This is a genomic window from Acinetobacter sp. 10FS3-1, assembly GCF_013343215.1.
GTDB lineage: Bacteria > Pseudomonadota > Gammaproteobacteria > Pseudomonadales > Moraxellaceae > Acinetobacter > Acinetobacter lwoffii_C.
The window spans coordinates 1,210,488-1,232,157 of record NZ_CP039143.1; the positions used below are offsets into that span (position 1 = coordinate 1,210,488).

The following is a 21,670-nucleotide window of genomic DNA, read 5'->3' on the forward strand; positions in this document are numbered from 1 at the left end:
GCAACATTGCAGGCCGATTTAGGCTCGATTGTACGAGAAACCCAATGACCCATTTTATTTTCGTGACTGGTGGTGTTGTATCATCACTAGGTAAAGGTATTTCAGCTGCTTCTGTTGCTGCACTTTTAGAAGCTCGTGGTTTAAAAGTGACCATGGTAAAAATGGATCCATACATTAATGTCGATCCAGGGACAATGAGCCCATTCCAGCATGGTGAAGTTTTTGTTACAGAAGATGGTGCTGAAACAGATTTAGACTTGGGTTACTACGAACGTTTCTTGCGTCGTGCGAAAATGACCAAACTGAATAACTTCACCTCAGGCCGTGTTTACCAGGATGTTCTGAATAAAGAACGCCGTGGTGATTACCTGGGCGGTACAGTACAAGTTATTCCACACATTACTGACAATATTAAAGAACGTGTCCTTCGCGCAGGCGAGGGTTATGATGTTGCGATCGTAGAGATCGGCGGTACAGTCGGTGACATTGAATCTCTCCCATTCATGGAATCCGTACGTCAGTTAATGGTTGAACTTGGTCACAAGCGTACGATGCTGATGCACTTAACGTTACTCCCATACATTAAGTCTGCAGCTGAACTAAAAACTAAACCAACCCAGCACTCAGTTAAAGAACTTCTGTCCATCGGTATTCAGCCGGATATCCTTATTTGCCGTACAGAACATGATGTCGATGCAGATACCAAACGCAAAATCGCCTTGTTCACCAATGTGGAAGCACGTGCAGTTGTGGTGTGTAAAGACGCCCGTACGATTTATGAAATTCCGCGTACTTTTTATGAACAAGACGTTGATGATTTGATCTGTGAACGTTTTGGCTACACCGATCTTCCAGAAGCAGATCTCACTGACTGGGACAATGTGGTAGAAACTTTACTGAACCCTGAATACGTTGTCCGTGTTGCGATGGTCGGTAAATATGTTGAACTTCCAGATGCTTATAAGTCTGTGAACGAAGCACTGTTACATGCTGGCATTCAAAATCGTGTAAAAGTTCAGATTGACTATGTCAACGCTGAAGAACTGGAAAGTCAGGACGTCAATGTCGTATTGAAAGATACAGATGCAGTTCTGGTTCCAGGTGGTTTTGGTGAGCGCGGTACAGAAGGGAAAATGCAAGCGATTCAGTTCGCACGTGAAAATGGCATTCCATTCTTGGGTATTTGTTTGGGTATGCAACTGGCTGTAATTGAATACGCGCGGAATGTTGCGGGTATTAAAGATGCCACGTCTACGGAATTTAACCGCTCGACTAAATCTCCATTGATTGGCTTGATCACTGAATGGTTGGATGAGCGCGGTGAAGTTCAGCAGCGTAATGCCGATTCTGATCTGGGTGGTACGATGCGACTTGGTGCTCAAAAGTCTGAACTGGTTGCGGGCACAAAGACATGTGAAGTGTATGGTTCGGAAGAAATTATCGAACGTCATCGTCACCGTTATGAAATGAATAACCGTTATATCCCGGTGCTTGAAGAAAAAGGCCTGAAGGTTTCAGGTTATTCTCCGATACAGCGCTTGGTGGAAACTGTTGAAATTCCTGCACATCCTTGGTTTATTGCAGTACAATTCCACCCGGAATTTACAAGTTCACCACGTGATGGTCACCCATTATTTGCTAGCTTTATTGATGCTGCGAAAAAACAGCACCAAAAAAGCCAATAATAATTGCAGGACAGGGCACTAGGAAGTTTAAATGTCATCATTAAAACCACAAGAAATTGTACGTTTAGGCGATATACAAATGGCAAACCATTTGCCATTTGTATTATTCGGCGGAATGAACGTACTTGAGTCAAAAGATTTGGCTTTTGAAATTGCAGAGACTTATGTCGATATCTGTAAACGTCTGGATATTCCTTACGTATTTAAAGCCAGCTTTGATAAAGCCAACCGTTCTAGCTTGAACTCTTTTCGTGGTCCAGGTCTGGAAAAAGGTATCGAGTGGTTAGCGGACATTAAAAAACATTTCAATGTGCCCATTATTACCGACGTACATGAGCCGTATCAGGCTGAGCCAGTGGCGGAAGTTGCTGACATTATCCAGTTGCCTGCATTCTTAAGTCGTCAGACCGATCTGGTTGAAGCGATGGCAAAAACAGATGCCATTATTAATATCAAAAAAGCACAATTCCTGGCACCTCATGAAATGCGTCATATTCTGCATAAGTGTCTGGAGGCCGGGAATGACAAGCTGATTCTGTGTGAGCGTGGTTCAGCATTTGGCTATAACAACCTGGTTGTAGATATGCTGGGCTTTGACATCATGAAGGAAATGAATGTTCCGGTATTCTTCGATGTCACTCATGCGTTGCAAACTCCGGGTGGTCGTGCAGACTCTGCTGGTGGCCGTCGTGCTCAAATTAGTACCTTGGCGCGTGCGGGTATGGCCACTGGCTTGGCGGGCTTATTTCTGGAAGCACATCCAGATCCGGAAAAAGCCAAGTGTGATGGTCCGTGCGCATTGCGTATGTCTCAACTTGAGCCGTTCCTGGCGCAGCTGAAAGAACTGGATACCTTGGTCAAAGGCTTCCAAAAACTAGATACACATTAAATTATAGACTTATTGATGCCATCTAAAGCATCTCGTTATTAATCAACTGAGGAATTGTTCATGAGTCAAATCGTTGACATCCGTGCACGTGAAATTTTGGACTCTCGTGGTAATCCAACCATCGAAGCAGACGTAATCTTAGCATCTGGCGTAGTTGGCCGTGCATGTGCACCTTCTGGTGCTTCAACTGGTTCTCGTGAAGCTTTAGAACTTCGTGATGGCGACAAAGCACGTTATTTGGGCAAAGGTGTTAAAACTGCGGTTAATAATGTCAACACCGTAATCCGTGATGCTTTGGTTGGTAAATCAGTATTCGAGCAAAAAGATATCGATAACACGATGATTGCGCTTGATGGTACTGAAAACAAAGAAAAATTAGGTGCTAACGCGACACTTGCCGTTTCTCTTGCTGCTGCGCGTGCTGCTGCCGATGAAAAGAAAATTCCTCTTTTCCAATATATCGCGGATTTACGTGGTCAAACCACTTTAACTATGCCTGTACCAATGATGAACATCATCAATGGTGGTTCTCATGCGGATAATAACGTTGATATTCAGGAATTTATGATTGAGCCTGTAGGCTTCACTTCATTCTCTGAAGCATTACGTGCAGGTGCTGAAATCTTCCATTCCCTCAAATCAGTATTAAACAAAAAAGGTTTAAACACTGCTGTAGGTGATGAGGGTGGTTTTGCGCCGAACTTACGTTCTAACGAAGAAGCAATCACTGTGATTCTTGAAGCAATTGGTCAAACTGGCTATAAAGCAGGTTCTGACATTATGCTTGCGCTAGACTGTGCATCTTCAGAATTCTACAAAAATGGTCAGTACATTCTTGCAGGTGAAGGCAATAAGGCATTTACCAGCAATCAATTCTCTGACTATTTGGCAGGTCTTGTCAACCAATACCCAATCATCTCAATTGAAGATGGTCTGGATGAATCGGACTGGGAAGGCTGGTCTTACCTGACTTCTATTCTGGGTGACAAAATTCAATTGGTCGGTGATGACTTGTTTGTGACCAACCCTAAAATCTTGCAACGTGGTATCAATGAAAAAGTGGGTAACTCAATTCTGATTAAATATAACCAGATTGGCACCTTGACTGAAACTCTAGATGCGATCTATCTTGCAAAAGAAAATGGTTACACAACGGTAATTTCACACCGTTCAGGTGAAACTGAAGACTCAACCATTGCGGATCTTGCGGTGGGTACAGCAGCAGGTCAAATCAAGACCGGTTCACTTTGCCGCTCTGACCGTGTAGCGAAGTATAACCAATTGCTTCGTATTGAAGAATTGACAAATGCTGCGTACCGCGGTAAAGCTGAGTTCAAAGGTTTGAACTAAGCGATTGAATGCTATTTATGTTAAATGTATTCGACTCTACGATGAGTAAAATATTATTGGGCCTTGCGATCATTTTGATCGCAGGGTTTCAGTATTTATACTGGTTTGGTGAGGGTGGTTATAAAGATCACCAGCAGCTTACTCAAAAAATCCAGCAACAAATGGAATTGAATGAAGACCTGAAAGAACGTAATCGTGTTCTTGCAGCAGAAGTGTATGATTTGAAGAATGGTATTGAAGCCATCGAGGAACATGCACGACTAGATTTGGGCTTGATCAAGCCGCATGAAACATTTATACAAATGAGTACGATCAGTACTCAATATCAACCGATTTATTTACATCCAAATACTAAGGTAGACCTGAAAACCAATGAGTCAGCTGATACAGTCACACCATAAATTGTGGGTTATTCTTCCAGCTGCAGGTTCAGGTAGCCGTTTTTCCAAAACAGAACTGAAACAATATCAAATGATTCACGGGCAGACGGTGCTTGAGCATACGGTCGCGCGTCTGAACCATTTACCATTGGCTGGCTATGTACTGGCGATTGGCGCCAATGATCATGTGGCCAAAACGTTACCACTGGCCCATCGGGACAGAGCCCACTTTTGTCTGGGGGGTGCCGAGCGGGTGCATTCGGTGCTTAATGCACTGGATTATTTATCTGCTATTGCCTCTGAGCATGATTGGGTCTTGGTGCATGATGCAGCACGTCCATGTGTCAGCCTGGGGTCTTTGGAAATGCTGGTTCATACCGCTATAGAAAAAGATCAGGCGGCCATTTTGGCCATTCCAGTAAGAGATACTCTAAAACGTGTGGCCAAAGATCAGGCGATTGAACATACCGTTGACCGTTTGATGCTGTGGCAGGCACAGACCCCGCAAATGGCCAGACTGGGCAGCTTAAAGCGAGCCATTCAGCAGACTTTGAAAGATGGTGCTGCTATTACAGATGAAGCCAGTGCGCTGGAGCATGTAGGTGAGCCAGTATGTGTGGTGCAAGGGCGCTCAGATAATCTCAAAATTACCTATCCGGATGATCTGGAGCTGGCTAAACTGATTTTGGCGGCACAAAGCTAAAATACTCTGTCATTAAAATATATTCTCAGAAAAGCTGAATAATTCCGGTTATGAGGCTTTATTCTGGGCTGCTTTAACTTATAATTTTGCCATCCTTTATTTTCTGTTTTTAGGCCAATGATACCTTCCCAGCAGTATCGGTTTTTGCGTCATGCTTTACGCGATGGACGCAGCATAAATAAGCATAATTCCTCTCGATGGGCAAAATTGCATCTTGATCCCTGGTTGCTGAGCTTCCTAGTCTTAAATGCCATTTTGGGTTTGATGGTGGTGTATAGCGCGACCGCCCAAGATTCAGGAATGGTGGTACGTCAGGCGATCAGTTTCGGGATTGGTTTTGTGCTGCTCTTTATTTGTGCGCAGATTCCTCCAAAAGTCTATCAGGCGGCCAGTCCCTATTTTTATGTCTTTGGGATTTTTATGCTATTGCTGGTTTTGGTGATTGGTGAAAAACGTTTAGGGGCAACACGTTGGATTAGCTTACCTGGTGTTGGCAGTATGCAGCCCAGTGAGCTGATGAAATTTGCCATGCCTTTGATGATGGCCTGGTACTTCTCTTTGCGGCCGTTCCCACCGAAACTGGTACATATCATCGGTGCCTTGATTTTGCTGATGATTCCGTTTGTGCTGGTTGCATTGCAGCCAGATTTAAACATCGGGCTGATTATTCCGGGCATTTTTGTGCTGTTTTTAAGTGGGATATCCTGGCGCTTGATTTTTGCGGCATTCGCTGCATTAGCGGTCGTAGCGCCATTACTGTGGATGTTCTTTTTACAGGAATATCAAAAGAAACGTGTGCTGACTTTATTTGATCCAGAATCTGATGCACTGGGCGCAGGCTGGAATATTATCCAGTCCAAAATTGCCATCGGGTCTGGAGGGATGACCGGCAAGGGTTATTCTGAAGGCACACAGTCGCACTTAGGGTATCTGCCGGAACATCACACCGATTTCATCATGTCGACTTATGCCGAGGAATTTGGTTTTATTGGGGTATTTTTATTATTTAGTCTCTTTAGCGCTATTATTATTCGCTGTTTGATGATCGGTCTGCAAAGTTTTCATAATTTTGGCCGACTTTATGCGGGTGCAACAGGGCTGACTTTTTTCTTTTTTGTATTTTTAAACTCGGGCATGGTCAGCGGAATTTTACCTGTAACGGGTGACCCTCTACCGCTCATGAGTTATGGCGGAACCGCTGTAATTTCTTTGCTGGCCGGGATGGGTATTGTCATGTCAATTCATACGCATCGTTAACTGTTAAAATTAGACAGCAAGCAGCTTTAAGCGCATAGGATATAGAACTCTAAAAATAGAAAAGCCCTCAATTGAGGGCTTTGTTTTTGCAGTTAAACATTTAACTCAGGAACCAGGTGTAATAACCCCAGATCATTAAAGGCCAGGCCAGAAACGGGCTAAATAGCCATTTCCAGAACCAGTGGCGGGGCATAAAACCCACACCATGAACAAAGCCGCCTGAAATGCCAATCATGATGTACATCATGGCACTGTGGCTATATTCACCATTGGCATCCAGCATTGCTGCAGGATGCACCAGTAGGACCGCTGCGAGAGGAAAGGCCAATAGGCAGGAAATCATCATCGCAAACTTGTTCGGTTTCTTGTCTGCCTGATTTTCTATCGCAGTTTGAGTCATGTTTTATTCCTCATCCAGATCTTGATGATGTTCGATATAAAGTGCACTGAGTACACCAGCGAAACATGCCATCAAAATACCGAGAATCCATGCAAAGTACCACATAATTTCGTCTCCTTAAGACACAGCCTTAGTACAGGCTGTGTGAATTCTCTTGAATATGTTTGCTGGTTACCACGCCCCACATCTTGTAATAACACCAGGTGGTGTAAAGCAGGATCAATGGAACGAAGATACAGGCTGCCACAGTCATGACAGTTAAGGTATTTTGACTGGAAACAGCATCCCACATGGTCAGGCTGACCATCGGATTAATGCTTGAAGGCATCAGGAATGGGAATAAGGCAAAACCGGCAGTCAAGATCGCACCTATTACGGCCAGACTTGAGCCGAGGAAGCTTAAACCTGCTTTATTTTTACCTGCTGCAAGCACGATGATCAGACCACCCAGAATGCCGGCAATTGGAGCAGCCATGGTGATTGGATAGGTTGAGTAGTTGTTCATCCAGCCAGGGTTGGCATTGGTAAGAACTTCTTTGGCAAGTGGGTTAGCAACACCGTTGGTATCAAATGGTTCAACCAGTGTATAGCCCTGAATGTCGCCGAAGTATAACCACGCACCTGCACCCAGGAAGCATATTAAGAATACGACCCCCATAATTTGAGTGGCTTTGGCAGAGCGAGTACGCAAATCGCCATCGGTACGTAGCATTAACCAGGCACCCCCATGCGCACATAACATGGATAAGCTGACCAGACCACACACCAGCGCAAATGGGTTCAACAGGGCAAAGAAACTGCCAGTGTAGGTTGAACGTACAGTTTCATCCAAGGTGAATGGTACACCTAGGAACATGTTGCCGAAAGCCACACCAAATACCAATGCTGGTACTGCGCCGCCGATGGCCAGACCCCAGTCCCAAGAAGTACGCCATTTGGTATTCTCTAGTTTGGAACGATAGTCAAAACCGACAGGACGCAGGAACAGGGCAAACAGCACCAGAAGGAGCGCCCAGTACATGCCTGAGAAGGCAGTGGCATAGACCATTGGCCAAGCTGCAAATAGTGCACCACCTGCGGTGATGAACCAGACCTGGTTACCGTCCCAGTGCGGAGCAATCGTATTAATGGCCGCACGGCGTTCATCATCGTTTTTACCCACGAATGGCATGATCGCCATCGAACCCATATCGAAACCATCCGTCAGGGCGAAGCCGATCAATAACACACCGACTAGAACCCACCAGATAATTTTCAGTAATTCATATTCGATCATGCTTGAGTCTCCTCATTTGACTTTTTTGCTGCTTCAAGTTTCTCGAAATGATATTTACCTGTATGTAAAGAACTTGGACCAAGACGGGAGAATTTGATCATCAGGTACATTTCAATAATCAGCAGTACAGTGTAGAACGCAGCCAGAGCTAGGATAGAACCCCATACATCGCCTGTGCTTAAGCTGGAGGTTGACAGGTGGGTAGGGAGAACTTCACCAATCGTCCAAGGCTGACGACCAACTTCTGCCACGTACCAGCCAGTTTGGGCGGCAATCCATGGGAGTGGTAGCGCAAATAAAGCGAACTTTAATAACCAAGGTTTATTTTCAGCATTACGTTTTGCTACAGCAAAAGTGGCCAGTGCAAACAGAATCAGCATGAGGAAGCCAGAACCGACCATGGCACGGAATGCCCAGAACAGGCTTGGTACATGTGGAATCGTATCTTTGGCAGCAGCCTTGATTTGCTCATCAGAAGCATCTACGACATTCGGGGTATATTTCTTCAGAAGCAGACCATAACCCAAGTCTTTTTGAGACTCGGCAAATGCAGCTTTTAATTCTGGAGACTGGTCACCCGCACGTAATTTTTCAAGCTGTGAATAAGCTACCATACCATTACGGATACGCTCTTCATGCTGTACCAGCAGGTCTTTAATACCGGTCACCTGTTCAGTGGTTGAGCGTGTCGCAATCAGGCCCATGACATACGGGATTTTTACCGCATAATCGGTAGTCATGGTTTCTTTGTTTGGAATACCAAACAGAGTAAATGCGGCAGGCGCAGGGTGGGTATCCCATTCTGCTTCAATCGCTGCAAGTTTGGTTTTTTGCACATCACCCAGTTCATAACCCGATTCATCCCCCAGTAAGATTACTGAAAGCGTAGAGGCCAGGCCGAAAATGGCTGCAATGGCAAAAGAACGGCGTGCAAATGGCAGGTCGCGTTTTTTCAGCATGTAATAACTTGAAATCGCGAGGACAAAGATTGCACCGGTTACATAACCTGCGGAAACAGTATGGACAAATTTAACCTGAGCTACCGGGTTAAAAATCAGTGCGCTAAAATCAATCAGCTCCATACGCATGGTTTCGTAATTGAATGTAGAACCGACCGGGTTTTGCATCCATCCATTGGCCACCAGAATCCACAAGGCTGACATATTCGAGCCGAGGGCAACCAGCCAGGTAACGCATAAGTGCTGGATTTTGGAAAGTCGATCCCAGCCAAAGAAGAATAAACCGATAAAGGTTGATTCGAGGAAGAATGCCATTAGTCCTTCAATGGCCAGTGGAGCACCAAAAATATCACCTACATAGTGCGAATAGTAAGCCCAGTTGGTCCCGAACTGGAACTCCATTGTCAGACCGGTGGTTACCCCTAGGGCAAAGTTAATACCAAACAGTTTTCCCCAAAATTTAGTCATGTCCTTATAGATTTCTTTGCCAGAAATCACATATGTGGTTTCCATGATGGCAAGAAGAAAAGCCAAGCCTAAGGTAAGTGGAACAAAAATAAAGTGATACATCGCGGTCATAGCGAACTGGAACCGCGAAAGATCGACCACGCTTTCAGATATCATCAACGTGTCTCCTTGATTTGGGAAGGATTGCCGGCAATACGCTCGGCGACTTGATTGTCAAAATCTTTGGGAATAGTAGGTGCATCAAACCAGATGTTTTTAATTATCATTAATAAAATAATTTTGATAATTAAAATAAAAGAAAGCTCTCTTACTGTTTTCTGGTTGAGATTTTTAGGAACTAAGCTCATGCGCACAAGCCCGTTATAAAACTTAAGGTATATTATTAATACATTGTAAGTGAAAAATAAATAGTCTAAACAGTTTTAATAAATATATATTTTACAAGCTACTGTTTTTTAATGTAATATAAAAATAGTAGATTGCATGTTATTCTAAATTTTTTTTGATTATTTTGTGTAATTTAAGCTATTTTTTAAACCCGACTAAAATGCTTATATTTATTTTTTTAAAGTATATTATTTTGCTTGGTTTAGAGTTTCTTAAATAATGAGTTAAAGCAGATTAAAATGCTCGGTTTTGTATTTATAAAATAATACGCACTTTTGCAGAATTTTATGAATTTTCAGTATATTCATTGGTTTAGCTGATAAAAAACCTTTTATTGCGCTATTGGCATCAGTCGGGTGCAGTCTTGAGTGATGAGAGCTTTAAAGCGCATTTCCACAAATAAAAAAAACACGCCTAAGCGTGTTTTTTTGAATAACTTTATAGAAGGACTTAGAAGTCGTAACGGAAGCCCAAAGATAAGCCAGTTGCATCTTTACCTTTTACACCGCCAATGTTATTGGTGCGAGCTTGAGACCAAGGCGTCAGACTTGAGTTATCATCATTTAGTACTGTTGCCAGGTTGGCATAAACACGTACCGTTTTGTCCAGGCGGTGTTCAACACCCAATGCTAATAAAGTGGCATTTGCATCATCAGCATCTACATCACGGTGGAACACTTGACCGCGTACAGAAGTTTTTGGCGCAATTTTATAGTCTGCTGCTACACCCAGTACTTGTGCATCTGCATATTTATCCGCGGTACCTTCTAGATCATGGGTGAGGTATTGATAAAGTGCGCCCAAGTTAAATTCAGGTGTAATTTTATAAGCAGCAGCTACACGGAAGCCATCACGTTCGCCTTTGCTAGCATCTTCTTCATAATGCTCATAAGCAGCAGCGAAATCTACCGGACCTTCTTTATAAGTCAAAGCCAGATCATAAGCTTTGTCTTTATTCTTGCCATCTTTTTCGGTATCTGGGCTGTTCGCTTCATGCAGGGAAAGTGCGCCCAGTACATTGAAACCACCACCAAGTTTTGGGGATTTATATTCAATGGTATTGGCATTACGCTCATCGAAACGAAGTTCACCAGCGCGTGTTAAGTTACGGATGTCACCAACCATGTCACCAAAGAAGTTAACTGGACCACGAGCGACTTTAAATGGACTGTCAAAACGACCTGCACGTACCTGACCAAAATCACCTTTTAAACCGACAAAAGTATCACGTGTAGCAAACTCAACATCGTCGTTAGCTGCACCGCTTGCGAAGTTGATTTCCTGTTCAATTTGACCGAAAACAGTCATGCCATTTTCTAGTTTTTGTTCAGCTTTAAAGCCTAAGCGAGAAGAGTTAGAAGAGAGCCCCACTTCATTATAATCTTTGCCGTCATCTAGATAGTCTAAAGAAACATGTGCACGGCCATACACCTTAACATCAGCAGCGGCTGCCATGATAGGAGTAAAAATAGTTGCCCCAATTGCTAATGCGCAAAGTGTTTTTTTCATATATAGCTCCAATAAGACTTTTTGGTGTCTTAACAAGGTGGTTGTAGTAGCTTTGTTAATTTTTGCTACCGTCCTGTATTGGTGCTAAGTATTCATTACAAATAAGTCAGTATGATTAAGGAAATATTGCAGAAATATGAAAGCCAATCAGCCACTTATTTTTATTGACATATCTTGGAAAAACAGTCTCTTTGTTTATTTTAATCTATTAAAAATGAATTGTTTATAAGCAGGTTTTTTGGATGAGACAGGGGTTTTTATTAAAAGTCGTCAAAAGAAACAAAAAACCTGGTTATGAGATACATTAGTTTGAACTATAGAATTTCATTGAAAGATACATCCTCGATTATTGAGAAACTGTCTTTAATAACGGTTTTTATTCGGCTAGGCATTTATTTTAGAACAAGAAGCTTACATAGTGTCTGATCGGCTGTAACTTTTAAAAAGGGCAAGGTGGTTAAAGCATTCAAACCTGAGCATTAATCGAATGATCAATACAAATGGAAAAAAGTAAGAAAGTTGCCATTCTTTGCCTGCAGATTCAGAACGGTGCTATTTCAATACTGGCAGCCATGATCAACTTTTTATTATCTTTATGTGCAAAAGGCAGAGCTTCAAATTGCTCATGAACTCCTGTGTGAACAGAAAACAATAAGTCGACCGCAGCTGCTTGATGAGAAAAATTAGCGTGCTATCCAGACACATTCAGGTGATTTGTAATGAGGGTTACTCCGGTCGCAGCCTTTATCTGTTCCAGGGAAACATCTTTTGCCAGCTCAATTAATTTAATTCCATCTGCTGTAATATCCAGCACCCCTAAATCTGAAATAATTCGGTTGACTACCGCTTTGCCTGTTAGCGGAAGAGAGCAGTGTTTTAAAATTTTAGGGCTGCCATCTTTTGCGGTATGTTCCATCAAGACAACAATTTTTTGCACGCCGGCAACCAGATCCATTGCGCCGCCCATGCCCTTAACTTTCTTGCCGGGAATCATCCAGTTAGCTAAATCACCGCTTTCAGAAACTTCCATTGCCCCTAAAATTGCAATATTAACATGACCGCCACGAATCATTGCAAAAGATTCTGAGCTGGAAAAGAAAGAAGCACCAGAGCGTGCTGTGACTGTCTGTTTTCCGGCATTAATTAAATCGGCATCTAGCGTTTCTTCAGTCGGAAACTCGCCAATACCCAACAGGCCATTTTCCGATTGTAGCCATACATTCATATTTTGAGGGATGTAGTTGGCTACAAGGGTTGGCAGGCCAATCCCTAAATTGACATAAAAACCATCTTCAAGTTCCAGTGCAGCGCGCTGCGCCATTTCATTGCGTGTCCAAGCCATGGTTTAAGCCTCCGCTGCTTTCAGGGTCATTTGTTCTATGTGCTTTTCCGGGGCCGGATTTAAGACAATTCGATTGACATAAATCCCCGGCAGATGAATCTCGTCAGGATCAAGTTCACCAATTTCGATAAGCTGTTCCACTTCTGCAATGGTGATTTTGCCTGCCATCGCGCATTCAGGATTAAAATTTCTGGCTGTTTTACGGAAAACTAAATTTCCTGCTTTATCTGCCTTATAGGCTTTGACGAGGGCAATATCTGTGGTGATGGTTGGCTCTAAAATATAATCCTTGCCATTAAAGTTACGGACTTCTTTGCCTTCAGCAATCAGGGTTCCGACCCCGGTTTGAGTATAAAAAGCGGGAATGCCGGCTCCGCCAGAACGTAGCTTTTCGGCTAAAGTGCCTTGTGGTGTCAGTTCAACCTCAAGCTCACCATTGAGAAATTGACGTTCAAACTCTTTGTTTTCACCGACATAGGATGAAATCATTTTTTTAATCTGCTTGCTGAGCAACAGCTTGCCTAAACCAATGCCATCTGTACCTGCATTATTTGAAATACAGGTGAGTCCTGTGGCGCCTGTATCTTTTAAGGCATCAATCAGCATTTCAGGAATACCGCATACACCAAAACCGCCTACAGCGATGCTCTGATTGTTTTTAATAATATCCGCTAATGCATGCTGTGCATTGGCAAAAACTTTATTCATCCGATGAATCCTTTTTTCCTAGATAGATGTATTACTAGCATTTGGCTGCCCGTTTGAGAAATTGATTATTTTGAATGTGTAATGAAAAAAATTAAATAATGGCGAGCAGTCAAAATGAACTGCCCAAAAATCAAAAAGTGGGTTTAGACGAGGCGACGGATGTCAAAAAAATTTATAATTTTAAAAGATGATGTTTAGGAATTAAGTTATTTGTAAATAAAAATCTAAAATTGATGTGCCATGACGATTTCGATAAATTGGGCAGAAATATTTGAAAGTTCGAGATCTTTTTTATACAAAATACCCAATTCCAATTGAATATTGACATCAGAAATTTCAACTAAAGTGCTGTGCTCTGTATCAATAAACTTGCCAAATTGGCGTGGAATGGCGCTCACCCCTAAACCATAAGCAACAAAATGAGCCAAGGAACTTACCTGATGGCATTCGAGTTTTAAATTCAGCTGCAGATTATTTTCGATACACTTTTTTTCTATAATATGCCGCACGATTGAGGGGTTTTGTAAGCCAATAAATGGAAAAGACAGCAGCTCTTTCCAGCTGACACGGGACTGATGTGCTAAAGCGTGGTCTTTGGGCAAGACGGCTAAAAAGTCCTCATGAGAGAGGGGATGAAAGCTCATCTGTCCGCATGTTTCAGGTTTGAAGCAAATCCCAATTTCAAATATACCGTCTTGAATTTTTTCAATAATTTTTTCATTCGGAACATCATGAATCGAAAAGTTGATATTGGGATGAAGTTTGGAAAAATGATGCAGGAGTTCCGGTAAAACTGCATGCGTTGCATAGGGCATGGAAGCGATATTTAATGTGCCGCGCTTTAATTGAAAGCGCTGTTTTAGGTCTTTTTCCATATCTTCCCAGTTGGCTAACAGCTTTTTGGCATAAGGAATTAGGGATTGACCTTCGGGGGTGATATTAACACGGCGGGTATTACGTCTGAACAGCTTGCCGCCTAACTCCTCTTCCAGGGTTTTGATGCTGATACTGAGCGCGGATTGACTCAGGCAAAGTTCATCGGCTGCGCTGGCATAGTTTAGTGTCCGCGCCAAGACTAAAAATGCTTTTAATTGTTTTAAGGTCATTGCGTAGCCTCATCATCTTTTATTGTGCGATTACACAAAAAAATTGAAATGAAAAAGTGGAGAGAGCGCCATTAAAAGGTGTTTTTAACAAAATGATTATACTGATAAAGCATTTAATTTTAATAAGGAAATTCTGGGTATTTATTGCATTTCAACGGACCAACTCAACTTTAAAAGCCTGCTGTCGCAAAATGACAACTCTGTGTCGTGATATGTAAAGTGCTCATTTGCGCGAGTGTTGTAGCTTTGCTAAAGGAATTGTTGACACTGAATAATTATCAGCAGGGAAAGGAAATGAGTTTAAATCAAGCAGTCAAGTTCGATGAAACAGGTGCTCCAGATGTCATGTATCTGGAAGATATTCATGTAGGAGAACCTGAAGCAGGTCAAGTTCGTGTTCGACACGTTGCTGTTGGTCTAAATTATGCCGATACCTACTTTCGCGATGGCACCTATAAGATTCCGCTACCAAACGGGATGGGAGTTGAAGCAGCTGGTGTAGTAGAGGCTGTTGGTGAAGGCGTTAGCAATGTTCAGGTAGGCGATAAAGTTACTTATACCGGTTTTATTAATACACTGGGCGCATACAGTACTGCAAGACTGGTCGATGCGAATGTATTAATCAAGCTACCTGAAGGCATTTCTTGCGAAACCGCAGCGGCAATGACCATGCGTGGACTGACTTCTGCCTATTTGATGCGCCGTATTTATGACTTTAAAAAAGGCGATACCATTTTACTGCATGCTGCAGCGGGCGGTGTGGGTCTGATTGTTGCGCAATGGGCAAAACTGCTGGGCTTGACTGTGATCGGTACCACATCTTCAGAAGAAAAAGCAGCAATTGCTCGCGCACACGGCTGTGATCATGTCATTAACTATAGTCATGAAAATGTTGCTGAACGTGTACATGAACTGACTGATGGGGTCGGTGTAAACGTTGTATTTGACAGTGTAGGCAAGGATACGTTTATGGCTTCCCTTGACTCACTGAAACGCCGTGGTCTGTTGGTTTGCGTAGGTACTGCATCTGGCCCAATTCCAGACTTCAATCCGGTTTTACTGGCAATGAAAGGTTCATTGTTTATTACTCGTCCGGCATTGGCAGATTACATTGCCGATCCGGTTGAAAAACAGGAACTGGCAGATGAGTTATTCGATCATGTGGCCAGTGGCCGTATCAAAATTGAAATCAATCAGCGTTATGAACTCAAGGATGCTGTTCAGGCACACCGTGATCTTGAAGCACGTAAAACCACAGGTTCATCTATTTTCGTAATTTAAGAATTTTGCTGGAAAGGATTTCTTATGCAAATTGAAAAATTAAGCTGCCATATCGGGGCAGAAATCAGCGGCATCAATGTGGCCGATGCGATTCATGATGATGACTTGTTTTCAGAGATTCGCAGTAATTTATTGCAGCACCGTGTTTTATTTTTAAGAGATCAAGATATTACACGTGCAGAGCATGTGGCCTTTGCTGAGCGTTTTGGTCAACTGGAAGATCACCCGGCTTTGGGGAGTCACCCTGAACATCCGGGTCTGGTGCAAATTTATAAAAACCCGGACAGTCCAATCGACCGTTATGAAAATTCCTGGCATAGCGATGCCAGCTGGCGAAAAATTCCGCCGATGGGCTGTGTGCTGCGCTGTATTGAATGCCCACCGGTCGGTGGTGACACTATGTGGACCAACATGGTGCTGGCTTATGAAAATCTGCCAGAAAATATTAAAGAAAAAATAGCCGATTTACGGGCTTATCATAGTATTGAGGCGAGTTTCGGTGCTGCTATGCCGATCGAAAAGCGGCTGGCATTAAAAGCCCAGTATCCAGATGCAGAGCATCCTGTAGTACGCACCCATCCGGAAACCAGTGAAAAAATTTTATATGTAAATGCATTCACGACACATTTAAGTAATTTTCATAGGCTTTGTTGCATAAAGGTTTGAAAGGCTGAGTTCCCTTAAGCTACTCAAATTTAAGAGACAACTTGGGTATGAGGGCGACCTAATTCTGTGAATTTATTCAAGACTGCTATGCGTGCATGGATCTCATTCACCTGACTTGGAAAACTCCGCGCTGTTAATTTATCGCCTAATAATTTGATGCAATGCATCTTGGTTTCAACCAAACTTCGACGGTGATAACCAGACCACTTTTTCCAAAGCGATCTGCCTAGCCGTTTGACTGTCTTTAATAATTCGTTCCGCTCTATAGACCTCGCTTGCTGATCCTTCCAAGGCTTTGCATTCTTTCTAGGTGGAATGATCGCATGTGCATCTCGATCTAAAATGACTTGTCGGCAGTGCTTTGTGTCATAAGCACCATCTGTATAAACAGAATCAATTGGTTCATCCAAGGGAATTTGAGCAAGTAAATCTTCGAGTACTTGAGAATCACTGACATTATTTGTGGTGAGTTGTACTGCACGTATTTGCAGGGTTTTAGCATCTATAGCAATGTGAAGCTTACGCCATTGGCGACGATATTCAGCCCCATGTTTCTTGCGTTTCCATTCACCTTCACCAAGAAACTTCAAACCAGTAGAGTCTACGAGTAGATGCAGTCCATCACTACTTTTTTGATAGCTAATCGCAATATCAATATGCTTTTGTCTACGACAAAGGGTGGAATAATCCGGAGCTGTCCAATCTAATCCAGAGAGTTTAATCAGACTTTGAACAAAACCTGTGACCATACGTAAAGAGAGTCGGAATAGTAATTTGATCATTAAGCAGCATTGAATCGCTGTATCGGAGTAGGTTTGATTTCGACCTTGCTTGCCTTGTGATTGTGCATACCACTGAGTCTTTGGATCAAACCAAATGGAAATATTACCTCGGTTAATTAAGGCTCGGTTATAGGATGACCAATTGGTTGTACGGTAGATTTTAGAGGCAGGCTTATTCATTTTGAAATTATATTGCTGAATAAGCTTTTGATGCTAGGTTTGTGCAACAAAGCCCACCCTTTGAAGCAGATATGCGAGCCGGTACAGCCGATGTCTATCATCATGAAATGCCGGGTGGTCAGTATACCAATCTGCGTGAACAGGCGCGTTCGCTGGGCATTGAAGAACGCTGGTCGGAAGTCTCGGATGCCTATGCACAAGTTAACTTGCTGTTTGGTGACATTATTAAAGTTACCCCAACTTCTAAAGTGGTCGGGGATATGGCTTTGTATATGGTGTCCAACAATCTCAAGCCTGAAGACATTCATAATCCGGAGCTTGAGATTAATTTCCCTGAATCCGTAGTTTCACTGTTTAAAGGGGAACTAGGGACACCGGCATCCGGTTTTCCGCAAGCATTACAGCATAAGGTCTTAAAAGGTACAGCGCCTTTAAGTGATCGTCCGGGTGCTGTTATGCCCTCTGTTCAGCTGGAGAGTGAAAAAGTCAGGCTTGAAAATCTCTTTGGTCAGGTGATCACCGAACAGGAACTGGCATCCTATCTCATGTATCCGAAAGTCTTTAGCGACTTTATGCAGCACAAACAGAAATATGGGACGACTTCAAGCATTCCCTCTTCAGCCTTCTTTTATGGCTTGAAAGAGCAGACTCCGGTTGAAATAGAAATTGAACATGGTAAAACACTTGAAATTAAACTGTTGGGACGGTCGGAAGCGAAAGAGGGAATCATTGATCTGTTTGTGGAGCTGAACGGACAATTGCGTCTGATTCAGGTGAGACAGGCGAATCAGAAAGAAACCAGCGCTCATCCACAAGCAGACCAGTTGAACCCGAAACATATCGGTGCTTCGATGTCGGGGATGATCAGTACGGTTCCTGTAAAGTCCGGTCAGTCTGTGAAAAAAGGCGATACATTATTTACCATTGAAGCTATGAAAATGGAGCTTGCGATTAAGGCTGAACAAGATTGTCAGATTGAGCAAGTTTTAATGAACCCTGGTAAACAGGTGAGAAATATGGATTTAGTCCTGGTGGTCCATTAAAAAGCCAAAAGTATAGGGGAATCAGCTATCCCCCTATACTCCCTCTCTTTCATACATCGTTTTGCCCAAGTTCACATGATCAACTTTATAGTTTGGTTGAAGCTCAAACCAGATTTATCATTCTATTAGGTGAATATTAACCCAAAAAAGAGCCGCCTATAGGCAGCTCTTTTAATTCAACCGATCATTGATCAGGATGGTACAGACCTAAATCGACCAGATGTAATCTGAGCAGTCGGCGTAGCTCAAGCACTGCTTCCGGAGTCTCCTGAATCGAATGGCCGCCCTTGATCGTTTTACTGGAAGCCGCCCCTTCAAGATAGGCACTTTGATAAGACACAATACCATCAGACATGTGATTCACATCCTCACTGTCCGTTGTATTACCGATGATGGAGTGAAATTTAAAACCCGGAGGAGGTTGAATGCCTTTGGTCAGAGTCATAAATCTTGAATTTTCACTCAAATCGCTAGGCCCATTCTGAATCAGCTCATGGCCCATTTCATGGACAAAATCACTTAAACCAACTTCACCTTGGACTGTATCAGCAAAAGCCCCTAGAAAAGCACTTGGAATCCGGATAATCTTACGGGCCAGCTTGGTATGCCAACGGTCTGCATATTCGGTTCCTTCATGCGGGGTCGCCAAGAAAATGGCACGACTGAAATTTGGAATAGGCCGCATTTCTAAACGTGCTTTAAATAGAGGATTATTGCGGAACTTGATCAGCTGAGTGTTTTTCACAGTGTTAAATGTAGACTGACTGATATCTGCCTGGCTGACCAATAAGCGGGAAATAACACCGCCCATACTATGTCCGACCAGCACCGCTTCCTTCTTGGCGGGTGCATGATTGTTGAGACGGGAAAAACTTTGCTGGAGCAGGGCATAAATCTGATAACGGCTTTCCAGAATTGGCATATTTGTGGAGTAAAACACCTGCCAGACCTGAAAATTTTCTCTTAAAACCGGATCACCCATAATGTCGTTAGTCAGACGAATCCAGGCTTCCGGACTGCTGGCCAAGCCATGAATTAAGACCAGGACTTTCTTGTTGGGATTATAAGGCTCCAGCATATACAGATGCGGCATCATCAGATTGTCATCACGATCAATCAGCGTCAGATAGGCCATACGCCCGAGATTGTTTTCCGCCAGCCAGAGACCATAAGGAGCAGAAAAATTTGCAGCTAAGGCATATTCTTTGTTTGCGACCTTAATTTTTTCATATTTATAAGGATCATAAAGATTCAAGTTAAAATGAGAGCTATTTAAAATCTGCTCAACAGAGTGGGCGAATTGCGGAATAGCAGTAATGGTTGTCGCCAGATAGCGTGCCGAATGAATGTTCGGGTTAAAACCATTGCGGTATTGATGTTTTAGCGGATCAGCCAGATACTTTTTGTCTTCTTGCGAGGTTTTTTCTTCCGGCAAGACTGCGAGAAATTCGGAACCAAAACCATCACGGCGGGTAATCGAACGTAAGCCGGAAAAGTTCATGTTATAGGTGGACATCAACTTTTCAATCGACTGATTTTTCAGCTGTGGGAAATTGTCCAGATTAAGGGTATAGATACTCTTGCCCACTTGCAGGCGCTGGCCGGCTTCTTTACTTTCATGCCGCTCGGCATAAATATGAATCAGATGTGCGATTGCGAGGTTATAAAAATCCCGGATCTGGACCTGCCGGTTATCAAAAATCCGTTCCTGTGGTGCACGCTCGGTCTGAAATAGGTAGGCATAGCTGTAGCGAATGCTTTTATCCAGCATCAACAATTGCTGTTCCTGACATTGTTGCTGGTTCTGCTTATGGAGTTGCTGTTTTTCTTCAGAACGGGTTTTCGCCAGGGCGCTGGTGGTACATTCTGCCGATTTGCCAAGTTGCAAAGATTTAGCCAGATACAATTCACTCGAAGTAGAAAGTAATTGCTCATCCAGAATCTGCGGGATTTTTTTCAGCTCTGCCACACATTCATCAGGTTGATCCATACAGACTTGTGCCTCTCGTCCGGTCATGGACAAAACATTCAGACTGGCTTCACTGAGTTTATCTCGGGTCAGAATGCTGTCACGCTCATTGCTAATCGAGACATTAATTGCCTGCTCCTTAACACTGACGACCTGACAGCCACTGAGTAGGCTACTCATGACCAGGGTGCACAGCAGAAGCTTTTTAGTTATTTTTTTATGCATACCGTTTGCAGACTCATTCAAATTCTTGAAACCATAATATTCTGTATTCTACTGATTTTTCCATAAAAATAGACTGCCGTAGCAGTCTATTTTTATGAGAGGTTTAAAAGAACAAGCCAATCATTGCGTCTTGGCAGCTGGTGCAGGCGTTGCAGTTTGCATCACTTGCCAAACGTTCCAGCGGCCGTTTTTCTCCACCTCCATGATCAGGCGGTCTGCAACTTCAGCTTCTTGCGGATATTTGATTTTGTAATTTTTCAACGTTTGGATCGCGTTTTTCTTCTGCTCCAGAGCAATATAATTATTTGCTGCCGACAGATAGGCTTCCTGCACACCAGCCTTCATGGCCTTGTCCAGATATGGAATTGCTTCACGGTGACCACCCCCTTCAGACAAGCCAAAGCCAAACCAGAAATTCACTTCAGGATCATCCTGATTGAGGCGAAGAATACGCTGTGCATAGGTCAGCGATTTCGTGGTATAGACAGAACCCAGATCCAGGTTACGCGCCATCACACTGGCTTTAAAGGCACGCATCAATACATCGAAAGAGGCATTTTCACGTGCGGCGAGCGTATCCAGGTGTTGGGAAACTTCGCGTAATTTTGCTTCAAAACCACGACGTTCCTGACGGTCCGTAAAGCGAGGCGGATAATGGCGAGCCTTGCCTTCGACCATTTGCAGAAAATCATCCACCTCTGTAATGTCGATCTCATTGTCTTGTGCAAGAGTGGCATAATGCAGGGAAGAGGCCTTGCTGTCGACTAATGGAATGATCAGCTTATTGACATCTAACGTGATCTTTTTAGAGGGATCATTCGGGTCGCTCACAACCATTTTGGTCACAGGTTGGGCTGCAGCTTTTTGCAGATGGACTTCAAATGGAGGTGGCTCGTTATAGTTGAAAGGATTTAAAGCATAAAATGGTGGTGTAAGTGCTGGTTCTACAAATACAATTGCATCTGTCGCTTTCTGTGCTGGTTTCTGTGACATGGTTGAACATGCAGTTAAAGTCAGGGTTAAGCAAGCAAGCGCCAAGGGCTTAAGAGTCATAATATCCGTCCATTTGTGTTATTTTTTAAAATAGCTGGTTTAAAAATCACAT

The 21,670-nt window shown here is 43.2% G+C and carries 20 protein-coding genes and 1 pseudogene; 9 read left to right on the top strand and 12 right to left on the bottom strand.

What is annotated here, in order from left to right:
- The first annotated feature begins 44 nt into the window (after positions 1-44).
- From E5Y90_RS05675 to rodA, 6 genes are all read left to right on the top strand, one after another.
- Positions 45-1,685, top strand: coding sequence for a CTP synthase (locus E5Y90_RS05675; protein ID WP_151203222.1), 1,641 nt, complete (start codon positions 45-47; stop codon positions 1,683-1,685).
- A gap of 31 nt (positions 1,686-1,716) precedes the next feature.
- The gene (kdsA, locus tag E5Y90_RS05680) at positions 1,717-2,574 is read left to right on the top strand and encodes a 3-deoxy-8-phosphooctulonate synthase (RefSeq protein ID WP_151203221.1); all 858 of its coding nucleotides are present in this window, start codon (positions 1,717-1,719) and stop codon (positions 2,572-2,574) included.
- A gap of 60 nt (positions 2,575-2,634) precedes the next feature.
- A complete protein-coding gene (gene eno / locus E5Y90_RS05685) occupies positions 2,635-3,924 on the top strand; it encodes a phosphopyruvate hydratase (RefSeq protein ID WP_151203220.1) in 1,290 nt (429 codons plus the stop codon).
- Between the two features lie 17 nt (positions 3,925-3,941).
- Entirely contained in the window at positions 3,942-4,325 is a 384-nt protein-coding gene (locus E5Y90_RS05690) for a septum formation initiator family protein (RefSeq protein ID WP_151203219.1), read from the top strand.
- Complete coding sequence (gene ispD, locus E5Y90_RS05695) at positions 4,297-5,007, top strand: 2-C-methyl-D-erythritol 4-phosphate cytidylyltransferase (protein WP_174659652.1); 711 nt, start codon at positions 4,297-4,299, stop codon at positions 5,005-5,007. Before E5Y90_RS05690 ends, ispD begins: the two co-directional genes overlap by 29 nt.
- Positions 5,008-5,124: 117 nt before the next feature.
- Entirely contained in the window at positions 5,125-6,264 is a 1,140-nt protein-coding gene (gene rodA / locus E5Y90_RS05700) for a rod shape-determining protein RodA (protein ID WP_151203217.1), read from the top strand.
- A 100-nt stretch (positions 6,265-6,364) separates the two neighbouring features.
- Here the strand turns inward: rodA and E5Y90_RS05705 are convergent, their stop codons facing one another.
- From E5Y90_RS05705 to E5Y90_RS05745, 9 genes are all read right to left on the bottom strand, one after another.
- Positions 6,365-6,664 carry a cyd operon YbgE family protein gene (locus tag E5Y90_RS05705; protein ID WP_174659653.1) on the bottom strand — a complete coding sequence of 100 codons (300 nt, stop codon included), beginning with the start codon at positions 6,662-6,664 and terminating at the stop codon, positions 6,365-6,367.
- 3 nt (positions 6,665-6,667) lie between these two features.
- Positions 6,668-6,769 (bottom strand): cytochrome bd-I oxidase subunit CydX, encoded by a 102-nt coding sequence (cydX, locus tag E5Y90_RS05710; RefSeq protein WP_002120988.1) that lies wholly within the window; start codon positions 6,767-6,769, stop codon positions 6,668-6,670.
- Positions 6,770-6,794: 25 nt separating this feature from the next.
- Entirely contained in the window at positions 6,795-7,940 is a 1,146-nt protein-coding gene (gene cydB / locus E5Y90_RS05715) for a cytochrome d ubiquinol oxidase subunit II (RefSeq protein ID WP_151203215.1), read from the bottom strand.
- Positions 7,937-9,523, bottom strand: coding sequence for a cytochrome ubiquinol oxidase subunit I (locus E5Y90_RS05720; protein WP_174660568.1), 1,587 nt, complete (start codon positions 9,521-9,523; stop codon positions 7,937-7,939). Before E5Y90_RS05720 ends, cydB begins: the two co-directional genes overlap by 4 nt.
- Complete coding sequence (gene cydP, locus E5Y90_RS05725; protein WP_151203213.1) at positions 9,523-9,714, bottom strand: cytochrome oxidase putative small subunit CydP; 192 nt, start codon at positions 9,712-9,714, stop codon at positions 9,523-9,525. The genes E5Y90_RS05720 and cydP overlap by 1 nt, the downstream gene beginning before the upstream one ends.
- A gap of 490 nt (positions 9,715-10,204) precedes the next feature.
- Positions 10,205-11,263, bottom strand: a complete 1,059-nt coding sequence (locus E5Y90_RS05730; protein WP_151207805.1) for a porin — start codon at positions 11,261-11,263, stop codon at positions 10,205-10,207.
- Between the two features lie 691 nt (positions 11,264-11,954).
- A complete protein-coding gene (locus tag E5Y90_RS05735) occupies positions 11,955-12,605 on the bottom strand; it encodes a 3-oxoacid CoA-transferase subunit B (RefSeq protein ID WP_174659654.1) in 651 nt (216 codons plus the stop codon).
- A gap of 3 nt (positions 12,606-12,608) precedes the next feature.
- Positions 12,609-13,313: a CoA transferase subunit A gene (locus E5Y90_RS05740; protein WP_174659655.1), complete on the bottom strand. Its 705-nt coding sequence runs from the start codon at positions 13,311-13,313 to the stop codon at positions 12,609-12,611.
- 224 nt (positions 13,314-13,537) lie between these two features.
- Positions 13,538-14,419: a LysR family transcriptional regulator gene (locus E5Y90_RS05745; RefSeq protein ID WP_174659656.1), complete on the bottom strand. Its 882-nt coding sequence runs from the start codon at positions 14,417-14,419 to the stop codon at positions 13,538-13,540.
- 294 nt (positions 14,420-14,713) lie between these two features.
- Between E5Y90_RS05745 and E5Y90_RS05750 the strand changes: the two genes are divergently transcribed.
- On the top strand, positions 14,714-15,700 hold the full coding sequence (locus tag E5Y90_RS05750) for a quinone oxidoreductase family protein (protein ID WP_174659657.1): 987 nt from the start codon (positions 14,714-14,716) through the stop codon (positions 15,698-15,700).
- 24 nt (positions 15,701-15,724) lie between these two features.
- Positions 15,725-16,342, top strand: a pseudogene (locus E5Y90_RS05755) (TauD/TfdA dioxygenase family protein); the annotation flags it as partial.
- A 53-nt stretch (positions 16,343-16,395) separates the two neighbouring features.
- Here the strand turns inward: E5Y90_RS05755 and E5Y90_RS05760 are convergent.
- A complete protein-coding gene (locus E5Y90_RS05760) occupies positions 16,396-17,328 on the bottom strand; it encodes an IS5 family transposase (protein ID WP_174659137.1) in 933 nt (310 codons plus the stop codon).
- A 41-nt stretch (positions 17,329-17,369) separates the two neighbouring features.
- Here E5Y90_RS05760 and E5Y90_RS05765 point away from each other — a divergent pair, with 41 nt between their 5' ends.
- Positions 17,370-18,371 carry a biotin/lipoyl-containing protein gene (locus E5Y90_RS05765; RefSeq protein WP_228723977.1) on the top strand — a complete coding sequence of 334 codons (1,002 nt, stop codon included), beginning with the start codon at positions 17,370-17,372 and terminating at the stop codon, positions 18,369-18,371.
- Positions 18,372-18,555: 184 nt separating this feature from the next.
- Here E5Y90_RS05765 and E5Y90_RS05770 read toward each other — a convergent pair whose 3' ends face one another.
- Together E5Y90_RS05770 and E5Y90_RS05775 are read right to left on the bottom strand one after the other, a co-directional pair.
- A complete protein-coding gene (locus tag E5Y90_RS05770; RefSeq protein WP_174659658.1) occupies positions 18,556-20,565 on the bottom strand; it encodes an esterase/lipase family protein in 2,010 nt (669 codons plus the stop codon).
- Positions 20,566-20,685: 120 nt separating this feature from the next.
- On the bottom strand, positions 20,686-21,618 hold the full coding sequence (locus E5Y90_RS05775) for an ABUW_2363 family tetratricopeptide repeat lipoprotein (RefSeq protein ID WP_151205434.1): 933 nt from the start codon (positions 21,616-21,618) through the stop codon (positions 20,686-20,688).
- Positions 21,619-21,670 lie beyond the last annotated feature (52 nt).

Bases quoted from the DNA above. Each gene is read 5' to 3' on its own strand.
- E5Y90_RS05720 (WP_174660568.1), bottom strand. From the start codon at position 9,523: ATGATATCTGAAAGCGTGGTCGATCTTTCGCGGTTCCAGTTCGCTATG.
- cydX (WP_002120988.1), bottom strand. From the start codon at position 6,769: ATGTGGTACTTTGCATGGATTCTCGGTATTTTGATGGCATGTTTCGCT.
- rodA (WP_151203217.1), top strand. From the start codon at position 5,125: ATGATACCTTCCCAGCAGTATCGGTTTTTGCGTCATGCTTTACGCGAT.
- E5Y90_RS05750 (WP_174659657.1), top strand. From the start codon at position 14,714: ATGAGTTTAAATCAAGCAGTCAAGTTCGATGAAACAGGTGCTCCAGAT.
- E5Y90_RS05730 (WP_151207805.1), bottom strand. From the start codon at position 11,263: ATGAAAAAAACACTTTGCGCATTAGCAATTGGGGCAACTATTTTTACT.
- kdsA (WP_151203221.1), top strand. From the start codon at position 1,717: ATGTCATCATTAAAACCACAAGAAATTGTACGTTTAGGCGATATACAA.
- E5Y90_RS05690 (WP_151203219.1), top strand. From the start codon at position 3,942: ATGTTAAATGTATTCGACTCTACGATGAGTAAAATATTATTGGGCCTT.
- E5Y90_RS05770 (WP_174659658.1), bottom strand. From the start codon at position 20,565: ATGCATAAAAAAATAACTAAAAAGCTTCTGCTGTGCACCCTGGTCATG.
- E5Y90_RS05735 (WP_174659654.1), bottom strand. From the start codon at position 12,605: ATGGCTTGGACACGCAATGAAATGGCGCAGCGCGCTGCACTGGAACTT.
- eno (WP_151203220.1), top strand. From the start codon at position 2,635: ATGAGTCAAATCGTTGACATCCGTGCACGTGAAATTTTGGACTCTCGT.
- E5Y90_RS05745 (WP_174659656.1), bottom strand. From the start codon at position 14,419: ATGACCTTAAAACAATTAAAAGCATTTTTAGTCTTGGCGCGGACACTA.
- cydP (WP_151203213.1), bottom strand. From the start codon at position 9,714: ATGAGCTTAGTTCCTAAAAATCTCAACCAGAAAACAGTAAGAGAGCTT.
- E5Y90_RS05775 (WP_151205434.1), bottom strand. From the start codon at position 21,618: ATGACTCTTAAGCCCTTGGCGCTTGCTTGCTTAACCCTGACTTTAACT.
- E5Y90_RS05705 (WP_174659653.1), bottom strand. From the start codon at position 6,664: ATGACTCAAACTGCGATAGAAAATCAGGCAGACAAGAAACCGAACAAG.
- E5Y90_RS05675 (WP_151203222.1), top strand. From the start codon at position 45: ATGACCCATTTTATTTTCGTGACTGGTGGTGTTGTATCATCACTAGGT.
- cydB (WP_151203215.1), bottom strand. From the start codon at position 7,940: ATGATCGAATATGAATTACTGAAAATTATCTGGTGGGTTCTAGTCGGT.
- E5Y90_RS05740 (WP_174659655.1), bottom strand. From the start codon at position 13,313: ATGAATAAAGTTTTTGCCAATGCACAGCATGCATTAGCGGATATTATT.
- ispD (WP_174659652.1), top strand. From the start codon at position 4,297: ATGAGTCAGCTGATACAGTCACACCATAAATTGTGGGTTATTCTTCCA.
- E5Y90_RS05760 (WP_174659137.1), bottom strand. From the start codon at position 17,328: ATGAATAAGCCTGCCTCTAAAATCTACCGTACAACCAATTGGTCATCC.